The 20,466-nt window shown below is 39.0% G+C and carries 22 protein-coding genes; 14 read left to right on the plus strand and 8 right to left on the minus strand.

Annotated features, from left to right (window positions below; translation table 11 throughout):
- Nucleotides 1-79: 79 nt before the first annotated feature.
- A complete protein-coding gene (locus J3L16_RS01850) occupies nt 80-1,255 on the plus strand; it encodes an aminotransferase class I/II-fold pyridoxal phosphate-dependent enzyme (RefSeq protein WP_207611159.1) in 1,176 nt (391 codons plus the stop codon).
- Here J3L16_RS01850 and J3L16_RS01855 read toward each other — a convergent pair.
- Together J3L16_RS01855 and J3L16_RS01860 are read right to left on the minus strand one after the other, a co-directional pair.
- Nucleotides 1,233-1,796, minus strand: a complete 564-nt coding sequence (locus J3L16_RS01855; protein ID WP_207611160.1) for an acyl-CoA thioesterase — start codon at nt 1,794-1,796, stop codon at nt 1,233-1,235. The genes J3L16_RS01850 and J3L16_RS01855 overlap by 23 nt on opposite strands.
- 102 nt (nt 1,797-1,898) lie before the next feature.
- The gene (locus tag J3L16_RS01860) at nt 1,899-2,441 is read right to left on the minus strand and encodes a sugar O-acetyltransferase (RefSeq protein WP_207611161.1); all 543 of its coding nucleotides are present in this window, start codon (nt 2,439-2,441) and stop codon (nt 1,899-1,901) included.
- A gap of 110 nt (nt 2,442-2,551) precedes the next feature.
- Here J3L16_RS01860 and J3L16_RS01865 point away from each other — a divergent pair, with 110 nt between their 5' ends.
- On the plus strand, nt 2,552-2,887 hold the full coding sequence (locus tag J3L16_RS01865; protein ID WP_207611162.1) for a zinc ribbon domain-containing protein YjdM: 336 nt from the start codon (nt 2,552-2,554) through the stop codon (nt 2,885-2,887).
- A 29-nt stretch (nt 2,888-2,916) separates the two neighbouring features.
- Here J3L16_RS01865 and J3L16_RS01870 read toward each other — a convergent pair whose 3' ends face one another.
- Nucleotides 2,917-4,035, minus strand: coding sequence for a hypothetical protein (locus tag J3L16_RS01870; protein ID WP_207611163.1), 1,119 nt, complete (start codon nt 4,033-4,035; stop codon nt 2,917-2,919).
- A 9-nt stretch (nt 4,036-4,044) separates the two neighbouring features.
- Nucleotides 4,045-5,628 carry a bifunctional metallophosphatase/5'-nucleotidase gene (locus J3L16_RS01875; RefSeq protein WP_207611164.1) on the minus strand — a complete coding sequence of 528 codons (1,584 nt, stop codon included), beginning with the start codon at nt 5,626-5,628 and terminating at the stop codon, nt 4,045-4,047.
- A 249-nt stretch (nt 5,629-5,877) separates the two neighbouring features.
- Between J3L16_RS01875 and J3L16_RS01880 the strand changes: the two genes are divergently transcribed.
- From J3L16_RS01880 to J3L16_RS01900, 5 genes are all read left to right on the plus strand, one after another.
- The gene (locus tag J3L16_RS01880) at nt 5,878-6,513 is read left to right on the plus strand and encodes a chalcone isomerase family protein (RefSeq protein WP_207611165.1); all 636 of its coding nucleotides are present in this window, start codon (nt 5,878-5,880) and stop codon (nt 6,511-6,513) included.
- 18 nt (nt 6,514-6,531) lie between these two features.
- Nucleotides 6,532-7,341 carry an alpha/beta hydrolase gene (locus J3L16_RS01885; RefSeq protein WP_207611166.1) on the plus strand — a complete coding sequence of 270 codons (810 nt, stop codon included), beginning with the start codon at nt 6,532-6,534 and terminating at the stop codon, nt 7,339-7,341.
- A gap of 22 nt (nt 7,342-7,363) precedes the next feature.
- A complete protein-coding gene (locus tag J3L16_RS01890; RefSeq protein ID WP_207611167.1) occupies nt 7,364-8,230 on the plus strand; it encodes a cupin-like domain-containing protein in 867 nt (288 codons plus the stop codon).
- Nucleotides 8,231-8,493: 263 nt separating this feature from the next.
- Entirely contained in the window at nt 8,494-10,752 is a 2,259-nt protein-coding gene (gene katG / locus J3L16_RS01895; protein ID WP_207611168.1) for a catalase/peroxidase HPI, read from the plus strand.
- A 174-nt stretch (nt 10,753-10,926) separates the two neighbouring features.
- Nucleotides 10,927-13,215 carry a DUF748 domain-containing protein gene (locus J3L16_RS01900; protein WP_207611169.1) on the plus strand — a complete coding sequence of 763 codons (2,289 nt, stop codon included), beginning with the start codon at nt 10,927-10,929 and terminating at the stop codon, nt 13,213-13,215.
- A gap of 104 nt (nt 13,216-13,319) precedes the next feature.
- Here the strand turns inward: J3L16_RS01900 and J3L16_RS01905 are convergent, their stop codons facing one another.
- Nucleotides 13,320-13,496: a hypothetical protein gene (locus tag J3L16_RS01905; RefSeq protein ID WP_207611170.1), complete on the minus strand. Its 177-nt coding sequence runs from the start codon at nt 13,494-13,496 to the stop codon at nt 13,320-13,322.
- Between the two features lie 255 nt (nt 13,497-13,751).
- Between J3L16_RS01905 and J3L16_RS01910 the strand changes: the two genes are divergently transcribed.
- The 6 genes from J3L16_RS01910 to J3L16_RS01935 all read left to right on the plus strand — a co-directional run bounded on the left by J3L16_RS01910 (nt 13,752) and on the right by J3L16_RS01935 (nt 17,768).
- Nucleotides 13,752-14,177 carry an energy transducer TonB gene (locus tag J3L16_RS01910; RefSeq protein ID WP_207611171.1) on the plus strand — a complete coding sequence of 142 codons (426 nt, stop codon included), beginning with the start codon at nt 13,752-13,754 and terminating at the stop codon, nt 14,175-14,177.
- Nucleotides 14,178-14,300: 123 nt separating this feature from the next.
- Nucleotides 14,301-15,227 carry a hypothetical protein gene (locus J3L16_RS01915; protein ID WP_207611172.1) on the plus strand — a complete coding sequence of 309 codons (927 nt, stop codon included), beginning with the start codon at nt 14,301-14,303 and terminating at the stop codon, nt 15,225-15,227.
- 202 nt (nt 15,228-15,429) lie between these two features.
- The gene (locus J3L16_RS01920; protein ID WP_207611173.1) at nt 15,430-15,753 is read left to right on the plus strand and encodes an MGMT family protein; all 324 of its coding nucleotides are present in this window, start codon (nt 15,430-15,432) and stop codon (nt 15,751-15,753) included.
- 76 nt (nt 15,754-15,829) lie between these two features.
- Complete coding sequence (locus J3L16_RS01925; RefSeq protein WP_207611174.1) at nt 15,830-16,657, plus strand: hypothetical protein; 828 nt, start codon at nt 15,830-15,832, stop codon at nt 16,655-16,657.
- Between the two features lie 69 nt (nt 16,658-16,726).
- Nucleotides 16,727-16,921: a hypothetical protein gene (locus tag J3L16_RS01930; RefSeq protein ID WP_242698587.1), complete on the plus strand. Its 195-nt coding sequence runs from the start codon at nt 16,727-16,729 to the stop codon at nt 16,919-16,921.
- A 130-nt stretch (nt 16,922-17,051) separates the two neighbouring features.
- Complete coding sequence (locus tag J3L16_RS01935) at nt 17,052-17,768, plus strand: DMT family transporter (RefSeq protein WP_242698588.1); 717 nt, start codon at nt 17,052-17,054, stop codon at nt 17,766-17,768.
- 12 nt (nt 17,769-17,780) lie between these two features.
- On the opposite strand, the gene J3L16_RS01940 is transcribed toward J3L16_RS01935, so the two are convergent.
- The 3 genes from J3L16_RS01940 to J3L16_RS01950 are packed head-to-tail and all read right to left on the minus strand — an operon-like array spanning nt 17,781 to nt 19,483.
- Nucleotides 17,781-18,302 carry a YceI family protein gene (locus J3L16_RS01940; RefSeq protein WP_207611176.1) on the minus strand — a complete coding sequence of 174 codons (522 nt, stop codon included), beginning with the start codon at nt 18,300-18,302 and terminating at the stop codon, nt 17,781-17,783.
- Nucleotides 18,303-18,306: 4 nt separating this feature from the next.
- Nucleotides 18,307-18,858, minus strand: a complete 552-nt coding sequence (locus J3L16_RS01945) for a cytochrome b (protein WP_207611177.1) — start codon at nt 18,856-18,858, stop codon at nt 18,307-18,309.
- Nucleotides 18,851-19,483, minus strand: a complete 633-nt coding sequence (locus J3L16_RS01950) for a YceI family protein (RefSeq protein WP_207611178.1) — start codon at nt 19,481-19,483, stop codon at nt 18,851-18,853. Before J3L16_RS01950 ends, J3L16_RS01945 begins: the two co-directional genes overlap by 8 nt.
- A gap of 187 nt (nt 19,484-19,670) precedes the next feature.
- Here J3L16_RS01950 and J3L16_RS01955 point away from each other — a divergent pair, with 187 nt between their 5' ends.
- Nucleotides 19,671-20,423: a transporter substrate-binding domain-containing protein gene (locus J3L16_RS01955; protein ID WP_207611179.1), complete on the plus strand. Its 753-nt coding sequence runs from the start codon at nt 19,671-19,673 to the stop codon at nt 20,421-20,423.
- Nucleotides 20,424-20,466 lie beyond the last annotated feature (43 nt).

The raw sequence follows: 20,466 nt of genomic DNA on the forward strand, positions 1-20,466 counted from the left end.
ATATTGGCTTGCGCATTTAAAAAAGTCGCTATACATTGCAGCTCCTAAAATACAACAACACGACATTATAGGTAGTTTTTTGAAATTTTCAGATAGAGCCAATGCCATCTCTTCTTTTTTAGCTATGGAGTATGGCGAGAAAGCCACTGCATTAGAACAAGCAGGTCACCATGTTGTGCGCTTAAATTTAGGTGAACCCGATTTTGGCGCTCCTAAAGAGGTCTCTGAGGCTATGCTCACTGCGGTTTCCAAAGGAGAGCTGCCTTACACTTCAGCACTCGGCTTACCCGCGTTAAGGCAAGCTGTAGCAAATTTCTACTTCAGTCAACATGGGGTAGAAATCGACGCCAACCGAGTGATTATTACTTCAGGTGCATCTGCGGCCTTGTTACTTATCAGCGCAGCATTGATAAACCCCGGAGACAATGTCATTTTAGGTGACCCATCATACCCGTGTAATCGTCGCTTTATTACTAGCTTCGGTGGTGATGTCTCTTTAGTGCCTACGCCAGCAAACCAACATTTTCAGCTGACTGCACAAAATGTTGCAAACAATTGGCGCGATACCACCAAAGGCCTGTTAATAGCATCTCCTGCTAACCCAACAGGCACCTGTATCAGCGAAACGGAAATGTCTGCGATTTCTGCATTTTGCGAAGAGAAAAACGCGTGGCGTATTGTTGATGAGATCTATTTAAATTTAGCCTTGTCTGAGCAATCTAACGTCAATACCGTATTAGCCTCTGACGACAAGGCTATTGTCATTAATAGTTTTTCTAAATACTTCGGTATGACAGGTTGGCGATTAGGTTGGTGTGTCGTGCCATCAGAGATGGTAGCTCCTATGGAAAAACTAGCGCAGAATCTTTATATTTGCCCATCAACACCTGCTCAATACGCAGCGTTAGCTTGTTTTACTCCCAATTCGTTAGCGGAATGCGAAGCTCGACGAGCAACACTAATCAACAGAAAAAATTACGTATTAGATGCCCTTAACCGTATTAATTTACCCGTAGAAGTACATCCAGATGGCGCTTTTTATGTGTATATCAACATAGCAAAAACAGGACTAACCGCCATCGAATTTTGCGACGCCCTGTTGGCCAAACATTATGTCGCGATGACACCAGGAAACGATTTTGGTGAGCACCGCGCTGACGAATATGTTCGACTTTCCTTTGCCACCGATGATCAAAAACTAAAAGAAGGTCTAAAACGCATTGGAGAATTTGTTAAGAGCATTTATCAGGGCTAAAGCCTAATGAACAGCGATGAGATTCAAGTAAGGCTATATCCTTATTGCGAACGCAATCATCTTGTTGCTGTTGAATGCGAGCGTTTGCTTCTTTTTTGACTTCCATACGCTTGATGGCCGTAACAAAATTTTTCATTTCTTCTTCATTACTCACAACCAGCTCTGGTACTTTGGCAGGTTTTCCGTCATCACCTTTTGCCACCATAGTAAAATAGCTATTATTGGTGTGTTTAATAAAGTTGTTTTTAATGTTTTCAGATGTCACTTTAATGCCCACAATCAACGACGTATTACCCACATAGTGAATTGTGGCATCTAAATGTAGTAGCTCACCAACTTCTACCGGTTGCAAAAACTCTACACCATCAACAGTAACAGTTACACAATAAGCACCTGCATGTTTACTTGCACAAGCATAGGCCACCTTGTCCATTAACGACAAAATAATACCGCCGTGAACCTTACCGCCAAAATTAGCGAAAGAAGGAACCATAAGTTCCGTTAAGCGAGTGCGAGAAAATGCAATATTACGAGCATCCATAGTGATACCTTGGAAAAATTATTATTATAGGGCTAACAATAAACTATCACACTACACACCTGCAATGGTGAAATCTAAATGCTGAGCTATCGAAAGCAGATCTTAGATGCTATTTTTCTTCATAATTTTCGCAGGGTTTCCAGCAATTACCACATCATCACCAAAACTTTTTGTCACTACTGAGCCTGCGCCAACAACCACTCGATTACCCAAACTAACCCCAGCCAATAATGTTGCGTTCCCCCCAATCCACACATCGTCTCCAATAGTAATTGGCAATGATGCTTCTAAGCCTTGCGCTCTGAGTTCGGCATCAAGGGGGTGAGTTGCCGTATAAATACCCACCTGCGGTCCCAGCATACAGTTTTTACCAAAGGTAACGGCGGCCGCATCCAAAATCACACATCCAGTATTTGCATAGAAATTGTCACCCAAACGAATGTTATCACCGTAATCACAATGAAAAGGCGATTCAATGTAAAACCCCTTTCCCGTTGTGCCAAACAACGACTCAAACTGCGCTTTGCGTTCGCCAAATTTATCTTGTGCGGTTGCATTTATATTTTCAACAATCCGTTTTGCTCTGCGTCGTCGCTGTGCCAGAGCCTTGTCTCTCGGACTGTACCAATTGTACTTCTGTTTCATGATTGAGTTTCCTGCATTGAACACTAAATCTTAATTGGAGATAAGACCAATAGGCTTTATACTCGCAGCCGAATTAATTGCCAGTACTTTTATTTACAAGGCCAGAAAGAATGACTGATACACTTCCCCCATGCACACAATGCCAATCAGAATACGTTTATGCTGATCAAAACCTGTTAATTTGCCCAGAATGCGGCTTTGAATGGGATCCCTCGGCAGAGGCTGAAGAGGAAGAAATATACAAAGATATCAACGGCAATGTGCTTATTGAAGGCGACAAAGTCACCTTGGTAAAAGATTTAAAAGTAAAAGGTTCATCCTTAATACTTAAAGTAGGAACGAAAGCTGTCATCAAGCGCTTTACTCCTGGCGACCATGACATTGATTGCAAAGTCGATGGCGCTGGTCACATGATGCTGAAAACAAAAGTAGTTAAAAAAGCTTAAAAACGAATGAATTGAAACTTGCTAAGCCATTATTTCGGCTTAGCAATAACATCGTGTAGCTCTTGTAGCGAGGGCAAAATAAATTCAGGTTGATAAAACAATCGATTTAATCGTCCAAGCAAATTCACCGTTCTAGACGCATCATGGCCCTTCACTCGGTGGCGACTGGTTGTTTGTAAGAATTCATGAGGCTGTAAATTAAGCTCCGCAATTTCTGACAAATCAACGTCCTGCTCTCGTATGGTTTCCAGTATACGTTCCGTCTTGCTGTTTTCTGTTGGAATAAGAACAGAGGAATAAGCGTCTTCCAAAGGCGCACTCACAGCCTCTAGCGCTGCATTAATTCCAGCCCAGATATCAGCCTGACTTAACTCAGCACCTTGGGGCGCATAATACCCCAATACTTCCCACTCAAATTCAGCTTGGTTGGTAGCAATAGAGCTTTCATTTTCTGGAGAAAACGATAAATCAGGGCGAGCGCCAATATTGTAGGCATCTAGAGACAAACTTAAGCATAAAACAATATCACCCAGTTTAGATTTGTCTTGGTATAGCGCATCAAATGCACCGCGCTTTACTCCCATCCATCCATAGACAAACGAAGGTGCAGTAGCAAACTCTCGTATCGCTTTGGGTAAATCTTCACCGTATTTATTAATTAGTAGCGGTAGAGGATCTTGCTCTACATTGTCATCGGGTATCCATACTTCGTATTCCAATCGGTTGTCACCTTTGCCTCTGCTTTTAATTCCATAAGACAAATTAACCGGACGACAAATACTTCTGTCTTCATCGACTTTATGAAAGTACTCAGAGCGCATCCGCTTAATAAATGGCGCATCATCCCCAGCAATTGCAGCGGTAGGATAGCGAAATCCCGACTCGCTATTTGCAACCAATGAAAATCCAGAAATGCTTTTTTCAAGTAATGGCAACACGCCTTCCATTAACGTGTAATTCGGTAAAACAATACTGCGTTCTGGCTCAATTGTAAGCCGTTCACCAGATTCAGTCACAAACTTAGGGGTTTTATGGAACTCATACCCTTTCAGGCCAAGCTCTAAAATCGCATTGTTTCGCAAACGCGCTATTTCTAAGAATAGCTTTGTGTGATCTCTTTTATGTTGTAACAGGGGGCGATGCTGCATTTTGGTGTATCAATCCTTCGGCTTACTCGTTAAATTAAACGGAGTAGGCAGGTGTTTAATGTAATTAATCGTTTCGTCTAAATCATTTCCATTAGAACTTACCCATTCTCCTTCATCAAATAGAGGCAAATTCATAACGTAATTGTTACCTGCAACCGAATAAACATTTGTGTCAACAATAGTCTTACCATCAAGAGTAATATTTCCATTGTCAGAAACAACCAGGTTACTGCTCCAAAAATGCACTGTTGATACAAGTTGCTTGAGTTGCTTCCCTGAATATAGTCTCACCATTAAACTATTGCCAAAAGGTTGGATTGCGTAAATATCTCCCCAGGTTACGTCTCCCCCTTTCAATTCAGCTCGAACGCCACCTTCGTTCATTACCCCTACGTCGGTTTTTAGACCATACCGATGAGAATCAGCAATAAAGGTTCCCAACGAATTTTGCTTTTCTACTGGTGAATATGAGTTTATAAATGTAGCTGTATAGCGCAATGCAAAGTTCGTCGCGGCCTTAACCAAAAGGTCAATTTTGTTCGTCTGTAGAGTTTCAGCTTCAGATAATGAATATGATGTATTGGCATCCAATTTGACAATTTTTGCAGACGCGTTTTCTACATCACCAGAGACCTTGTTTATCGTTAATTCTATATCTGCATATGCTCTACCTTTAGAATAAGCTTGTGTCACTAACAGCTTGTTTCCTGTATCAGTAGTCACATAGGCATTAGTAAAAAAGTGAGAATGGCCCGATACGACAAGATCGATGGAGTCAGGTAATTTTTTAACAAACTGTCCAAAATGACTATTCAAAGGAATAAAATTGTCATCCTGAGTTTCTCCAGAATAATAGTTTGTGTTTGATTCATCACCATCATGAACAATCACAATGATCGTTTCTACACCTTTCTTTTGTAATACAGCAGCATACCGTTCTACCGCTTCAGTCTGATCGACAAAGACCAAATTATCAACAGTTCCTCGAGTCACCTCTACCGGAGTAGTATCAAGAGAGATACCAATGATACCTATACCTACACCGTTCACCTTTTGTATTGAGTACGGTTCGAGTAGCAATGAATTAGTGCTCTTATCAATTACATTAGCACTAAGTGTTTTATAATTTGCGCCCTGCCAATGAGTATCTAAAAAGGGGCCTTTTGCATGAATACCTCCATGTAACAAACGCAGCATTTCCTCACTGCCTTCATCAAATTCATGATTACCTGCAGTACCCAATACTTGGCATCGGAAAAGCCTATATTGTTGGCAATACGAATTAATCAGATTTAGAAATTGGATTGACGGTTCATCTTGTAGCAAGGATGATTCTGCGGGGCTTGCTCCTACTTGATCACCTCCGTGTAAAATAAAAGTAGGACGCTGATCAGTTGCCAGTGATTGCAATAGCGCAGGTCCTAGCTGCTGCATGCCGCCCTCACCATCATCAGGTAAGACTTGGCCATGAAAATCATTAATTCCAAGTACTTTTACAACAAAGGTATCGTTAGATTCTGTTGTGTGTGTTCTCGAGCAAGCGGCAAAGAGCAAGCATAGAAAAAAGCTCGCACAAAGGTATTTATTATTCATAGTTGAAATAGATTAAAATGGTTGCAATCATTTATATTAATGCAATCTCCCCCTCCTCTTCAATTCATCTATTCGTTTATCGAAGCAAATAAAAGACTGAAGTGAAGATATCTGCGCATTATTAGCTAATTTAGTACGAATAAGCTTGCTCATTCACCGCTAATCTGATGTGATTAGTCTGATAAGCTCAGTGTCGAATAATAACTCAAAAGAGCAATGTAGGAGTAATTAGGTTTGGTAGCAATTTCAATGAAAAAATCTTTGGCCCACCAGCCTCTGTTAAGAGCCTTGTGCTTTATCATCGCTTTCTTTTCTTTTTCAACTATTGCCAGCCAAGTTAGTGACAATAACAGCGGCTTTGCAGACGCAATCCACTTCCCTGATTCAACAACGCCTCCTCTGAAACTCACAGGCCAAACAATAAGAAAAAAGTACCTACTCGATATCTATCGAATAGCCCATTATAGTGATATCGATTTCGAAGAAGCTTCATCTTTGAACGTTTATCAACACATATTAACTGAACCTGCAAACAAACAAATCTCTCTCATTTTTCAGCGCTCATTAAGTGCCAAGCAAATACAAAATGCACTAACAAAAGGAGTAAAATTTAATTGTGAAGGTGATGAAGAAGAACTAGTCGCACCAGATTTAGAAAAATTCCGACAAGCCATTAAACAGGATGTAGCAAAAAACGATAAATTCTCACTTCGGTGGACAAAAGAAGGCCACCTATTAGCCTTTTTCCAAAATGAACTTGTTGGCACATTTGATAGCCCATTACTCGCAAGGCTTCTGTGGAGCATGTGGTTTGGTGAAAAGGCAATTGTGCAACGCAAAGAACTAATAATAAAACTAAATGATGCTAACAGCAGCACACAGTAACTCAGGTAGTAAAAAATAATGAAAATAATAAAAGGTGAATTACGATTATGTCGTTTTTTGGTTCCCTATCGAATTTATGGAGAGGCAAAAGAAACAATCGTATGTATTAGCGGGGCAAAACAAACTATGGCTGCATGGCGTAGTTTCATCACCCATTTCGTTCCTGATTATTCTGTCGTTGTATTTGATTTGCCTGGCCAAGGAAGAGCTAGCTTTGTAACTGGAGAGCCAGCAATCTCTTTTGACGATCAGCAAAAAATATTGCTTGAAGTCATAGACAAAACAAACCGCAATGGCAAAGTCATTTTGGCTGCAGCATCTTGGGGTACTATCATTTCTGCTGCAGTTGCAGCAAAACATCCAGACCTTATTTCTAAAATGATTTTAGGCAGCTTTGGCGTTAAACCCAATAGAGAAGTATTAGCCTTAATAAAAGAAGGTAAACGCTTATACGATGAAGGTCGAGCAGATGAAATTGCATCGCTAATGATATCTGGATTTGGACAACACATATCTGAATGCCAAAAACGTCAGATGATTAATCAATTTGGAAACATGACCGAAGATGAGTTTGTGAGTTTTGCTAATCACTGTGAATTTGTTGAGCAAGCTAATCACATCGAAGAGTTTGTGGATTTATCTAATATCGGCGCAAAGACACTGATTATCAGCGGTGAATATGACGCGATACTCGATCATAAGGGCATTCAAAAAGCGTCCACTCAAATCCCAGATTGTGAATACAAATTAGTAGAAGGCGCTGGGCACTTCCTACATTGGGAAAGACCCGAAATCTTAACTACGTATCGCGAATTTCTAACCGCTTAAGATTGGGTTGTAGTCTTTTTATATGACGAAATCTGAACTAGATCTTCAACCCGTCGACAGCGTTGAGACAATCGAGTACGCCGAATTTCAAGAGCACTATTTTCGGCCGTTAAAACCTCTTGTCATTAAAACGTTGTCGGCCACATGGCCTGCAACTCATCGCTGGAGTCCTGAGTTTTTTAAAAACGAACACGGACATAACAAAGTAACAGTTTACGATAAAAGTTTTGTCACTCCAGGAAAAGGTTATATGGGCGGCAGCCAGCAAATCACTTTGGCTGAGTATATTGATAAAATCCTTACCACCCGCCAAGACTTACGTTTATTTCTTTATAACATCACCTCTCATATTCCTGAACTCTTAAACGACATTCAGTTACCCTCAATCGCTAAAGGTTTTTCCAAAAAGTTTGTTTTTATGTTTTTTGGTTGCCAAGACTCTGTGACACAAATGCATTTTGATATAGACATGTCTCATGTTTTTCATACCGCCTTATATGGAAGAAAAACGGTGACTTTATTTGCCTATGACCAAAGTACAGCATTACACCGAACACCTTTCACATGCAGAAGCTATGTTGATGTGGATAACCCAGATTTTGATACTTATCCAGGTTTAAAAAAAGTAAAAGGTTTAAAAGTTACGCTAGAGCCGGGAGATACTTTATTTATTCCTAGCGGATATTGGCATCATATGGTGTATGACGAAGCTGGCTATGCCTTGTCTCTAAGGTGCAGTAATTCGAGCTTAAAAAGTAAGCTACACGGTGCATATAATTTAACACTTATGCAATCAGTAGATAGGTTAATGAATTATGTTATTCCTACTCGCTGGCATAAATGGAAACAAAATAAAGCAAAAATTGATTATTTTAAAAGCGAAAATTAGTAATTCCTGTCTTATTACGTACAAAACACAGTCTATTCAATCACTTAAAAATGTAACTTATCGCTGTTGGTACTGTTAATTTTTAACAAAATACATTGACACAATCTCCATTCAGGCATTTAATTCGAATAGAAATACCATCAATAATCTATTTTTAAGATTAAACAAATCTAAATAATAGATTATGGATAATAGAAAATTTCTCCTATAGTTATTCTTGAAATGAGTTTTTTACGTTTTATTTACGTCTAAGGACAATACACATGAACATAATAAAAATATTTAAAGTTTCTGCTGTGGCGAGCGTCGTCGCATTAACTTTATCTCAAAACGTCATCGCTGCGGGTCATCATCATGAAAAAGCCGCTATCGGAATGGGGACAGTTGCTCCTAACAAAGCAAAAAGTAACTTATTTTGGTGGCCTGAGTCACTAGATTTGAGTCCGCTGAGAGATCATGACAAACGCTCTAATCCTTTCGGAGACGATTTCAGTTATGAAGCCGCCTTCGCACAACTTGATGTTGATGCAGTAAAAGCTGACATCGATAAAGTGCTTACTGAATCTCAAGATTGGTGGCCAGCCGATTATGGTAACTATGGCCCGTTCTTTATTCGTATGGCTTGGCATGCTGCAGGTACATACAGAACCTATGATGGTCGCGGTGGTGCTGGCGGTGGCCAACAACGCTTTAACCCGCTTAACAGCTGGCCGGACAATGTGAGCTTAGATAAGGCTCGTCGTTTACTATGGCCAATCAAACAAAAGTACGGTGAACTGATTTCATGGGGTGACCTTATTGTTCTTGCCGGTAATACTGCACTAGAAAATATGGGCTTCGAAACCTATGGTTTTGCCGCTGGTCGCGATGATGATTGGGAACCTGATCTAGTGTATTGGGGACCAGAAGTAGAAATGCTTGCAAGTGACCGACGAGATGCTGACGGCAACCTTCAAAAACCCCTTGCTGCCGTTCACCAAGGATTGATTTACGTAAACCCTGAAGGTCCGGGCGGCGTTCCAGATCCACTAGCATCAGCTCAAAGTATTCGTGAATCATTTGGCCGTATGGCGATGAACGATGAAGAAACCTTTGCTCTTATTGCTGGCGGACACACTTTTGGTAAAGCCCACGGTGCGCATAAGCCTGATGAGTGTGTTGGCGCAGAACCTGGTGCTGCCGGTGTTGAACAGCAAGGTTTAGGTTGGGAAAACAAATGTGGTAAAGGCCACTCAGAAGATACAATAACCAGTGGTCTTGAAGGCTCTTGGACGCAAGCTCCGACTCGTTGGACGTCTTTATATTTGGCGAACTTGTTAAACAACGAATGGGAAAAAACTCGTTCTCCTGCTGGCCATATTCAATGGGAAGCTAAAGGCGGAGCATTGAAAAATTCAGCTCCCGATGCTCACGTAAAGGGCAAATTCACTTCACCAATTATGTTTACAACGGATATAGCGTTAAAAGCAGATCCTGAGTACAGAAAAATTGCAGAGCGCTTCTTAGCGGATCCTTCTGAATATCAAAAGGCATTTGCTAAAGCATGGTTCAAGCTCACTCACCGTGATATGGGACCTCGTGCGAACTACATTGGCGATGACTTCCCTGAAGAAACATTAATTTGGCAAGACCCAATTGATCCATCAGGATTTAAACCTCTGAAAGCCAAAGACATTGCTAAGTTGAAAAAGCAAATTCTAGCATCAGACTTAAGTGTTCAAGAACTTGTAAGAGTCGCTTGGGGTGCAGCGGCATCTTATCGTGATTCAGATATGCGCGGCGGTGCAAATGGTGCAAGAATCGCACTTGCTCCTCAGAAAGATTGGGCTGTGAACAATCCTGCTGAAGTGCAAAAAGTAATCGCTGTTTTAGAAGGTATCCAAAGTGACTTTAATACTAAGCGCAAAGGTATCTCTCTTGCTGATCTAATCGTACTCGGTGGTGCTAGCGCCATTGAAAAAGCGGCGAAAGATGCCGGCTTTGACGTAACGGTTCCATTTGCTCAAGGTCGTGGAGACGCAACGCAAGCGCAAACTGATGAACTATCTTTCTCTCACTTAGAAGTGGAAGTAGACGGTTTCAGAAACTTCTATAAAGAAGGTTATTATTTATCGCCAACACAAGCGCTAGTGAATAAAGCGGATCAACTAGCCCTAACTGTACCTGAAATGACGGTATTAGTCGGCGGTATGCGAGCACTTGGTGCAAATACTGATGGAAGCGATTTAGGCGTTCTGACAGACAAGCCTGGAACACTTACTAACGACTTCTTTGTAAACTTGTTAGATATGTCTACTAAATGGCAAAAAACTGACTCGGGTTACACATATGAAGGCGTCGATCGCGCTACAGGTAAAGTGGTTTATACCGCAACCCCAGTAGATTTGATTTTTGGCTCTAGCTCGGAACTTAGAGCAGTTGCTGAAGTTTACGCTTTTGATAGCTCAAAAGAGCGGTTTGTGAATGACTTCGTAAACGCATGGGCTAAAGTCATGCAAAACGATCGCTTTGACATTAAATAATGTTTTAGCATTTACTTACTAGTCATTAAAAACTTCCTCTGTGGCAACACATTGGGAGTTTTTTTATTTCTAAATCCCATAAAACATTAGGAATGTGCCTAGTTTATAAAAATTCACCTTTAACTCATTGTAAAATTCCAACACAATGTTTTTTTTTGCGTCGCTAGAGGGTTTATGAAGTTATTTGGTCGTATTGTTATATGGAGCTTTGCCATTGTTATCGCTCTTGGTTTATTGGTTTGGGCTCTCTCCCCCGTTGTTTCTCGCCCAATCATTGGGAATATATTAAAAGACAAAGGTCTTGTACTTCATGAAGACAGTTCAATTCGCCTAAACCCTTTTCGTTCTCGACTCACAATATCGAATTTATCTTGGTTGCAAAAAGACAACACCGTTTTCGAACTCGACACCTTGGCAGTAGATTATAGCTTGTGGAAAGCTGTTTTCGCTAAAGTGCACATAAATGAAATATTTATCGAAGGGGTGTATGCTCACGTAAAACAATCTGACAACGTATTATCTGTTTTAGGTATTATGCTCAATGAAGAAGCAAAACAAGATGATGCAATTACTGATGAAGCAAACACAACGAATACCAGTGATACTAGTGAAATAGCCATAGATGTAGCACTTGTTAAGGCAACATTTAAAGATATTCATTTAGAATATGAAGCTGAATTGCAAAATCATAATATTGGAATAAACCTTTTTGAAATAAATGATGTCGCATTTGACGGAACTCATTTTTCACTAAATAGCTCGGCCAATATCACATTTTCATCATCCATATCTGATGCCGATATCAATTTTAATTTTGCCACATCTCTAGTATTAAAAGGCAGTTTGGGTGACGTAATTCACGCAGAGTTAGGCGATTTAACCACTGAATTTTCAAATCTCTCATATAAAGACAAAGACTACCAAGCAACATTAGGTTTATTTGAAGTAAATGTACCCGAAGCGTCGGCCTCTATTGGCGATGATATTCAAGTCTCTAGCTTAGTTAGCGTTGAAATGAGTAGCCTAAGTGCTCAACATACTGGCGGTATTACACTGGCTAAAATCAGTGCACTTCAGTTACCCCAATTGATAGTTAACAATACAAACAATGTTGTTTCAGCTAAATGGGATTCATTTGTCATAGATGAATCTCAATTTTTAGTGGATTCAGATAATCAACAAATGGCGTCGTTTAAAGCGCTCTCCTTTAATCAGTTCTCTGGCGAATTCGACCTCAATAAAGGTGTTTCGGATCTATCTTTGGATACTGTGGCACTAGACCAACTTATTGCAAATATAACCGTGGACCAATCTGGTAGTATTGCTGCCATTGACGCTATATCAGCGACTGAACCTGACAACGACAACCAAGCAGAAGCAGAAGCAGAAGCAGAAGCAGAAAATAATACAGATGAAAAAGTAAAGGATAGTGTTTTCTTTAACGTCAATACAATCGCTTTAACTTCACCAGCAAAAATTCATTTTGAAGACCAGTCAATAAGCCCACTATTTGACAAAAATATCGAAATATCGACCCTATCCATAGACAATATCAATAACAAAGATAACAACGAATCTGCTGAGTTTTTACTTTCTTTGAAAGACGAAGATTACTTTAGCTATCAAATTGATGGAAGTGCTCAGCCCTTTGGCGAAAAACTAAATTTGATACTTAACAGTAATATAAAAGAGCTCGCTGTTCACGAAGTGTCACCTTATTTACATACCGCATTAGGTTTTGGCGTTGAAGCCGGTCAATTAGATTCAGAGGCCAGTATTACAGTCGCAGACAATGCTCTCGATGGAACACTAAAGCTGAATTTACGAGGCGCAACATTCACTTCGAATAAGGCAAAAGAGGAAGACGAATTAGATATGGTCGGCCAAGCAGCAATCCCACTGAATGTTGCATTAGGTATGCTAAAAGACAATGACGGTAATATAAATTTAACCATTCCAGTCAATGGTGACGTAGACGACCCCAGCTTTGGAGTGCAATACATAATTGGTTTAGTAGTGAAAAAAGCAGTAATGAACCAAACTAAAAAACACCTTATCAATACCTTCGTTCCTTACGGGCAAATTTTAAGTATTGCTTATTCTGCTGGTACTTACGCACTTAAAGTCCGTTTTGAAGATTTAGTGTATGAACCAAAGCAAACTGCACTCAATGAATCGCAATTAACCTTTGTTGACCAGTTTGTCGCATTAATGGAAAAGAAACCGGACATCCAAGTTAACGTATGCCCCATAGCTTCAACCTCGGAGCTCGATGAAACCATAGGAAAAGAAACAATAACTAAAGATCAAAAGCAACGTTTGGTTGAAATAGCAAAAGAACGAGGCGATGAATTTAAACGCCAAGTCACCGAACAAGGAGTTGATTCAGCGCGAATACTATTGTGTAGTCCTGAAATAGATTTTAGCCAGAAGAGTTTACCTAGAATATCACTATCAGTTTAAGGCTAAAAACAACATAATAATTTGAAACTGTTATAACCAACGCCTTTGCTGTAATGCAAATGTGTTGGTTAACTCAAAATTGTTAAAATAGGAAGGTTAAATTCTTATTCTTCGTGTCTGTGCTTCTTCAAAAAATCTCTAATAAAGTGCCTAATTTCTCTAGCAGCACTAGTATCTAATTCGTCACATAAATCCACAAACTCGTCTCTTTCTTCTTTTTTTATACGAATAATGAGTTGGCTATTTTTCTTCGTATCTTTTTTATCGTTCACTTTAGACATGCATAAACTTCTTAATCAGCACTGCAATTCACTATTAAAAACAAACCAGCGCTATAGTTAGTATTTATATTGTATATACACATACTTACATCACTAATGTTACACTTTTATGTCTACGAGATGAAAAGTTAATTAAAATTTGACAAAAGTAATTCATTGTATATACTTTAAATATGCATCAGATACTCAAAGTATCTCAGTTGCAAAAATTAAAATTTTTTACTGACTATATAAGCGTCAGAATTGGGAGTAAGTATGAAAAAATTAGCAGCAAAACTCACCATTATCAGTGTAATCAGTTTTATTTCTTTAGGCCTTCAAGCATCGACAATAAATGCTAATGAGCTTTCACAATCTGGTATTCAATTAGTGAAAGTAAAAGACGTTATGCCAAGCTATCCAAGCAGTGCATTAAATGATAAAACTCAAGGTACAGTTACTTTGTCTTATGATTTGAATACTCAAGGGCAACCGGTCAATATTAAAGTGGTTAACTTTAAAGGGTCTAAACGCTTTATTCGCTCCTCAATAAAAGCGTTAGAAAACTCGCGTTTTGAACCTGTTACTGCAAACAATTCAGCGGTAAGCGTTATGGGCCTTCAAAAAGAGTATGAATACTTGATGTTGGACGATAGTAACAACAAGCGACTTTCACCTGGGTTTGTTGCTTTCAATATTTAATAATACATTTTTACCTAAAAACCCCTTTATTGGGGTTTTTTATTGGGTAAAAAATAGCGTTACATCCAAAAAAGCGTAGTATGCAGCTATACCACCGTCACGTTATGAATCCACATTGCAGTAATGAATTATTCTCAAACAAAGTTTTCTGTACTTGTCGTTCCTATTTTCATATTTATTGCCATAGTTATTGTTCAGGCTTTCTCACTTTACCAAACGAAAACAATCAATTTTCCCTCTAAATTAAAAGAGATATCGGGTATTGAGGTTGATAAAAAAGGACATCTTTGGGCGATAAACGACGGAGGAGATGGTCCCTACTTATACCGTGTCAATGAACTTGGTAATATTGAGAAAAAAATAAAAATTAACAACGCAAAAAACTGGGACTGGGAGGATCTTACACAAGACACCTTCGGTCACTTCTTTGTGGGCGATTTTGGCAATAATGGAAAAGATAGAAAATGGATGACTATTTACAAAATTGAAAACCCCATTGATATTAAAAGTAACGAAACGTCTGCGGAAATTATTAAATTTACCTATCCAGAGATTGTAACAAAAGAGCAGGCAAACGTATTTAAAGATGCTCATTATGATATTGAAGCCTTTATCTATTTCAAACGTAACCTCTACTTATTCACTAAAAATCGCACTAACCCATTTGACGGTATCACTCGACTTTATAAAATTGGCGACCATGCTGCCAATTTCCAAGCAGAATACATGGGTGAATATAAAACTTGCACAGAATTAAAAGAGTTATGTTGGATAACATCAGCTGCGCTAAGCCCCGACAAATCAAAACTGGTACTACTGGATTCTCAAAGAATTTGGCTATTTGAAAACTGGGATAATGACAACTTCTTTTCTGGTGATGCCTACCAAATCAACTTAGGTTTAGTCACTCAAAAAGAGGCAATTACCTTCCTAGACGATAATCATGTCATTTTTACCGACGAGCTTTATCATGGGGTCGGTGGAAATGGGTATGTAGTTGATCTTCGTAATGTTAATAAAATACCACTAAAGACCAATAGTAAAAGTTGATTATATTAATCTACTTTATGTATTTTTATATCGCTTAGTCCCCATATAGAATTACCCTAAGTTAAAAACCTTAGGAAGCATTCAATGAAAAAATTAATTAACGCACTATTTCGTTCAACAAAACAAAAAGCACTAACAGACTGTAATTACAAAGATAACTATTATGGTGATAGGTGCTGTAAATAGGAAACCATTTCCGTCAATGAATACGAACAGTATTGATAAATATAAGGCAATAAACGGTGTTGTTTTACGTATCCCAGTAGGTACAGTCGCGTCTTATGGCCAAGTTGCTGCATTAGCAGGATTACCTGGCCGAGCTCGACTTGTAGGGAAAGCACTGAGTAGCCGTATTAATGAAATGGATATTCCTTGGTATCGCGTTCTACGCAGCGATGGAAAAATTGCATTCGCAGAATCTTCAATTCAGTATCAGCGGCAAGTAGAACAGCTCAAACACGATGGTGTTGTCGTGATTAAAGGTAAGGTAAACATGCGTACTTACCAATGGGAATCCGTACTTTAAGAGCAAGAGAATGGGTAGGAATTCACCTAGATAACGTGATAATGTTATCTACATACAAACTAATAGGTTATATACAATGCGTCGCAATCTAATTTTATTCTTTCTAATAACATTTTTTTGTATAAAAGCAGGTGCCGAGCAACCATCGTTAATAAAATCGGCCAGTGAACAAGAATATCGAGATGCCTTGTCTCATTTGAAGCAAATGCTTCCTGAAGTAGAAAACAAAGCAGTCTATAGCCCACTTTTAAGACCTTTTGGTTTACTAGACGTCGTGCCAACTCAACTAAAATCTAAAGACGATAAAATAGCCTTCATCAATTTCAATCTAGGCGTTATGGGCAGTACTTTAGGGTTGAATAAAGAAGATATAGCACTACTTCCAAATTCGGTTTTATGCAACGATGAGAGCTGTATTCAAAAACGCATAACCCTTGCAGAAAAATTTTTGGTTGACGCAGAGCAAGCGTTAAATCAATTTGCCCAGTCCAGTGAATTTTTCTTAGTAGGCCAACTTTCAGAATCGGTTTTCCGTATTAATCACACATTTGTAAGTAACTCAGAGGCATATACATATAGACCTTCAAAAATAGTAGGGCTAATTCCTTCTGCAGATTTCACTCATTATAGCGAACTTACGCAATCACCAGAGTTACTGCGATTAATCGAAGAAAGTGCATCACTAAGAAAGTTAATGCGAGCGTCAGGGATTGCAGCAGTAGTAAGAAGTAGCAACAACACGCTTAATATTATTTTCAATGGTGTAGGCGATAACCATTGGGGAGTAATTATTGGTGAAAAAGGGTTAGCCATTCCCTCACCAGGTGAATTTAACCATTTGGGTTACGATTATGACAAAGTTGCTGCATTTCATGATAATGCATTTTATTACCAGACCAATTAATTCTTAATTTAGACGCCAATGATAAGCTGTTCAGACTATGACTATATCGAACTAGTTTGCCTTTATAAAATGACAGTAGAGCTGCACTTCGAAGGTTTTTCTATCATTGGCGTAGCGCACGATACAAAACGCAATAGCGAGCTATTAGAAGGTATACAACTGATTATCGAAGATGACGTTCAGTGGTATCCTTTAGATACACTATTAGCAATGACGGCTATTACAAAAAACACTTTTTTTCAGCATTTGGAATTTTCTCATTAAAACAGCCCCCCTTATTTTATTTTCACTCATTGCATTCGCAGCAAACTCAGTTTTATGTCGATTAGCCTTTACACACAGTACAATTGACGGAGGAAGCTTTACTATAATTCGTATTTTGTCCGGCGCAATAATGCTTTGGATTCTCGTGTTTTTAAATCAAAAGCGCATAGCTAAACCCAATAATAATGCATCTTGGTTAGGCGCGTTATCCCTCTTTGGATACTGCGCAGCATTTTCCTATGCATACTTGCACTTGGATACTGCACTAGGCGCGCTTATTCTTTTCGGCACAGTACAACTCGTTATAATTGGAACGAGTATAACCAGTAGTGAAAAGACATCTTTACGCACATGGGGTGGTGTTGTTTTAGCTCTCTGTGGGTTCGCTTATTTAATGTTTCCGACAGAAGTAAACGAATCGAAAATTTCCGTGGTAGGTACTGGCTTAATGATTTTATCTGGAATAAGTTGGGCTATATACACTCTTTTGGGTAGAAAGAGCGAAACACCTTTAGCTGATAGCGCAATTCACTTTAGCCGTGCCTTGTATTTCTGCGTCCCACTTGCCGCTTCCTTCTTGTTTCTACATTCTCCCTACATCACTACAAAAGGGCTTTTTCTTGCCATTGCGTCCGGCGCAATTACGTCTGGAATGGGCTATGCCATTTGGTATAAAGTTTTACCTCGCCTGACGAGACTACAAGCCGGTGTAATTCAGCTCAACGTCCCTATTGTTGCCGCATTAGGAGGGGTAATCTTCGTAGGCGAAAGCATCACTCTTTCATTTATTGTAGCCACAGTGTTATTACTTGGTGGAGTACTTATTACATTAGTCCCTGAAAAATAAGATTCACACGCCCTACCGTTTTATTGTTAACTGTAAACCAATTTCACGGCTTACCCATTCAGCAGTAGGATCTGACTCTTCGCCTATCCCAAATGAAAGACGGTCGATAGAAAAAGTAGCGATTAAACCATCTTTAGTCTCTTCAAGTTCGAACTCTACGGGACCCGATTTACCCCTTAACACTAATGTGCCAATGACCTTATAACCCGACGAAGTTGACTCAATTGAGGTACTTGTAAACCTTGCTGTAGGGTGCTTATCAGCAGCAAACCAGTCCTCTTCTGTAAGGGTTTCATCATACAGCGCATTTCCTGTTTCGGCAGAAGAGACTTGAAATGTAGCTTGTATAGATGCATCTTCTGAAGGCGGTAACACCAAAGTTGCATTCCAAGAATTAAATACGCCTGTAAAATCTCTACCGGCATGCTGTCCAGAAAAGCTCAGCTTTGAGGTGGTTGAATTTGTTTCAATTTTTTCTGCAAATACCGTCGTATTAAAAAGAAATAATGAAAGAGTAAATAGTCGTTTGAGCATTGTGTTAGTTCCACCACATACGTCGAATGAGTTTAATATTGTGTTTTACTGTATGTACATAAACAGCACTTATATGGCCCACGATAAGCAGCAACATGGTTAAAACGCCGTACCAGTGAACGTTACTTGCAATGATTTGGGCTTCTCTATTTTTTGCTAGCCCTGGTATATGTGGCCATTTTAACCAGTCAAAAAATACCAAGGTTGGCAAACCGAAAGGACTTGCAGATACCATAACCCATCCAGTGACCGGAATTAATAACAGCCCTATATAAAGGCTCACATGCCCCAATTTAGCCATTTTTTTCTGCTCTTTCGGAATACTATTCGGTAATAAAGGGGTATAAGTTACGAATTTAATAAACACTCTTAAAACAAGAGCCCATAGCATCAGAACACCAGATGCCTTATGTATCTGGTACAAGTCAAATTGTTCAGCTTTAGGTAAATCACCATTTACCATATACCAACCTGATCCTGCCATGAACATAAAACCTAGTGCCATTATCCAGTGTAGGGCAATGGCAAAAGAATGATAGCGAGTGGAGTTAGTCATTAACTTTAGAGAACTCTCCTGAAATACTCACTTCTACTTCACCACTAACCTGCGGAACATATTTACTTAAACCCCACTGGGTACGATCAATAGTCGTCGATGCAGAAAAGCCCATAACTGGTTTACCATTGAATGGATGTTTTTGCATGGCGCCATTAAAAACCACGTCCAAAGTAACAGGCTTAGAAATACCTACAAATGTCAACATACCATCCATTTTTGCTGTTGATTCACTGGTCATAGTAATTTTTGTTGATTTGAAATCAATGCTGGCATACTTACCCGCGTTAAACCAACCGCTGTCGTTTGCAAGGATGTCATCAAAATCTTTCTTGTCTGCGTTAGGGTATGCCGTTTGAATTGATGTTGGATCGATAGAAGCCGTAACTTTTGAGTTTTCGATATTTGCCGGATCAAAATCAATACTCGCATCAAATGCGGCAAATCTAGCGACATAATCAGACAAGCCTAGATGTTTTACCGTCCAGACAATATTTGCATGAGTCGGGTCTACTACGTAGTGCCCTTCTGGTAACTTTTCAAATTCTGTCTTAGCAAAAACTAAAGACGCACAACTTGCTAAAAATAAAGAGCTTGCGATAAATCCAAATTTAATTACGTTCATTTTTTCACTTCCAATCATTTTGTTCTTATAATATATGCTTATTAATATAGAAATAATCACTTTTTTATGTTGCTTATAGCCTTAAGGGTACTATTTGTCGCAAACTAACTAAAAACTATGTGGTTACACATATAAAAAGGAAAGTAGACTTTGCCAATTGCTCGACAAGTCTGACATAAATTAATATATGCGCACTTTTTTACTACTCCTTATTTTGTTTTTTTTTAAAAGCGCTTACCCATGCGAGCACCCTCTAGTTCTGTCATTCAATGGTGACTGGCCTCCTTATTTTTATAAGGTAGGAGAAGAAACTTACGTTGGGTCCGACTTCGATATCTTATCTAGAACATTAGACTCAATGTCTTGCACATTTAACGTATTACCAATGACTCCAGAAAGAGCCCAATTAGAGATGTCTAAAGGAACATTTGACATTTTCGTTGGTGCCTCTTACACCAATCAACGCAATTTAGATTTTTTTTATACAACTCCGTATAGAAAGGAGTATATAAGTTACGCGTACAACACAAAAAATCTAACTATGAACACCAATGCTCTTGACGATATTTTAGAAAATGATGGCTATGTAGCGATTAACATACAAGGCTATTTTGGCGATTATGTAGAAGCTTTAAAACAACGTTACCCCGATAGATTTATACACGCATTTAGCGCCATAAAGCGTATGCAAATGTTAAATGAGGGGGTGGTTTCTGTGGTTATTGACGATAAATCAGTTCTATGTAAAGACGCCAAACGTTTTACAAATAAGCCTAGGCTAAAGTCCTATAAAATATCCGATCAAATACTGCATCATGGTGATATACATTTTATATTTAATCGAAGTACTGTTACCCCCCAATTTGTAAAACGTTTCAACGATGTTTTATCAACAGAGTTAATAAACACGTCGTCATTTCAAACTGATTCTTGTTCATAAAAAACGCCACATAATAATGTGGCGTTTTTTATATTTATTATCG

It is taken from the genome of Alteromonas sp. 5E99-2, from assembly GCF_017368475.1.
Taxonomy (GTDB): Bacteria; Pseudomonadota; Gammaproteobacteria; order Enterobacterales; family Alteromonadaceae; genus Alteromonas_F.

Excerpts from the sequence above, each read along its gene's own strand:
- J3L16_RS01940 (WP_207611176.1), bottom strand. The coding sequence starts at position 18,302 with ATGCTCAAACGACTATTTACTCTTTCATTATTTCTTTTTAATACGACG.
- J3L16_RS01915 (WP_207611172.1), top strand. The coding sequence starts at position 14,301 with ATGAATTATTCTCAAACAAAGTTTTCTGTACTTGTCGTTCCTATTTTC.
- J3L16_RS01865 (WP_207611162.1), top strand. The coding sequence starts at position 2,552 with ATGACTGATACACTTCCCCCATGCACACAATGCCAATCAGAATACGTT.
- J3L16_RS01890 (WP_207611167.1), top strand. The coding sequence starts at position 7,364 with ATGACGAAATCTGAACTAGATCTTCAACCCGTCGACAGCGTTGAGACA.
- J3L16_RS01855 (WP_207611160.1), bottom strand. The coding sequence starts at position 1,796 with ATGGATGCTCGTAATATTGCATTTTCTCGCACTCGCTTAACGGAACTT.
- J3L16_RS01935 (WP_242698588.1), top strand. The coding sequence starts at position 17,052 with ATGCTTTGGATTCTCGTGTTTTTAAATCAAAAGCGCATAGCTAAACCC.
- katG (WP_207611168.1), top strand. The coding sequence starts at position 8,494 with ATGAACATAATAAAAATATTTAAAGTTTCTGCTGTGGCGAGCGTCGTC.
- J3L16_RS01925 (WP_207611174.1), top strand. The coding sequence starts at position 15,830 with ATGCGTCGCAATCTAATTTTATTCTTTCTAATAACATTTTTTTGTATA.
- J3L16_RS01945 (WP_207611177.1), bottom strand. The coding sequence starts at position 18,858 with ATGACTAACTCCACTCGCTATCATTCTTTTGCCATTGCCCTACACTGG.
- J3L16_RS01875 (WP_207611164.1), bottom strand. The coding sequence starts at position 5,628 with ATGAATAATAAATACCTTTGTGCGAGCTTTTTTCTATGCTTGCTCTTT.
- J3L16_RS01900 (WP_207611169.1), top strand. The coding sequence starts at position 10,927 with ATGAAGTTATTTGGTCGTATTGTTATATGGAGCTTTGCCATTGTTATC.
- J3L16_RS01860 (WP_207611161.1), bottom strand. The coding sequence starts at position 2,441 with ATGAAACAGAAGTACAATTGGTACAGTCCGAGAGACAAGGCTCTGGCA.
- J3L16_RS01905 (WP_207611170.1), bottom strand. The coding sequence starts at position 13,496 with ATGTCTAAAGTGAACGATAAAAAAGATACGAAGAAAAATAGCCAACTC.
- J3L16_RS01955 (WP_207611179.1), top strand. The coding sequence starts at position 19,671 with ATGCGCACTTTTTTACTACTCCTTATTTTGTTTTTTTTTAAAAGCGCT.
- J3L16_RS01950 (WP_207611178.1), bottom strand. The coding sequence starts at position 19,483 with ATGAACGTAATTAAATTTGGATTTATCGCAAGCTCTTTATTTTTAGCA.
- J3L16_RS01880 (WP_207611165.1), top strand. The coding sequence starts at position 5,878 with ATGAAAAAATCTTTGGCCCACCAGCCTCTGTTAAGAGCCTTGTGCTTT.
- J3L16_RS01910 (WP_207611171.1), top strand. The coding sequence starts at position 13,752 with ATGAAAAAATTAGCAGCAAAACTCACCATTATCAGTGTAATCAGTTTT.
- J3L16_RS01920 (WP_207611173.1), top strand. The coding sequence starts at position 15,430 with ATGAATACGAACAGTATTGATAAATATAAGGCAATAAACGGTGTTGTT.
- J3L16_RS01885 (WP_207611166.1), top strand. The coding sequence starts at position 6,532 with ATGAAAATAATAAAAGGTGAATTACGATTATGTCGTTTTTTGGTTCCC.
- J3L16_RS01930 (WP_242698587.1), top strand. The coding sequence starts at position 16,727 with ATGACAGTAGAGCTGCACTTCGAAGGTTTTTCTATCATTGGCGTAGCG.
- J3L16_RS01870 (WP_207611163.1), bottom strand. The coding sequence starts at position 4,035 with ATGCAGCATCGCCCCCTGTTACAACATAAAAGAGATCACACAAAGCTA.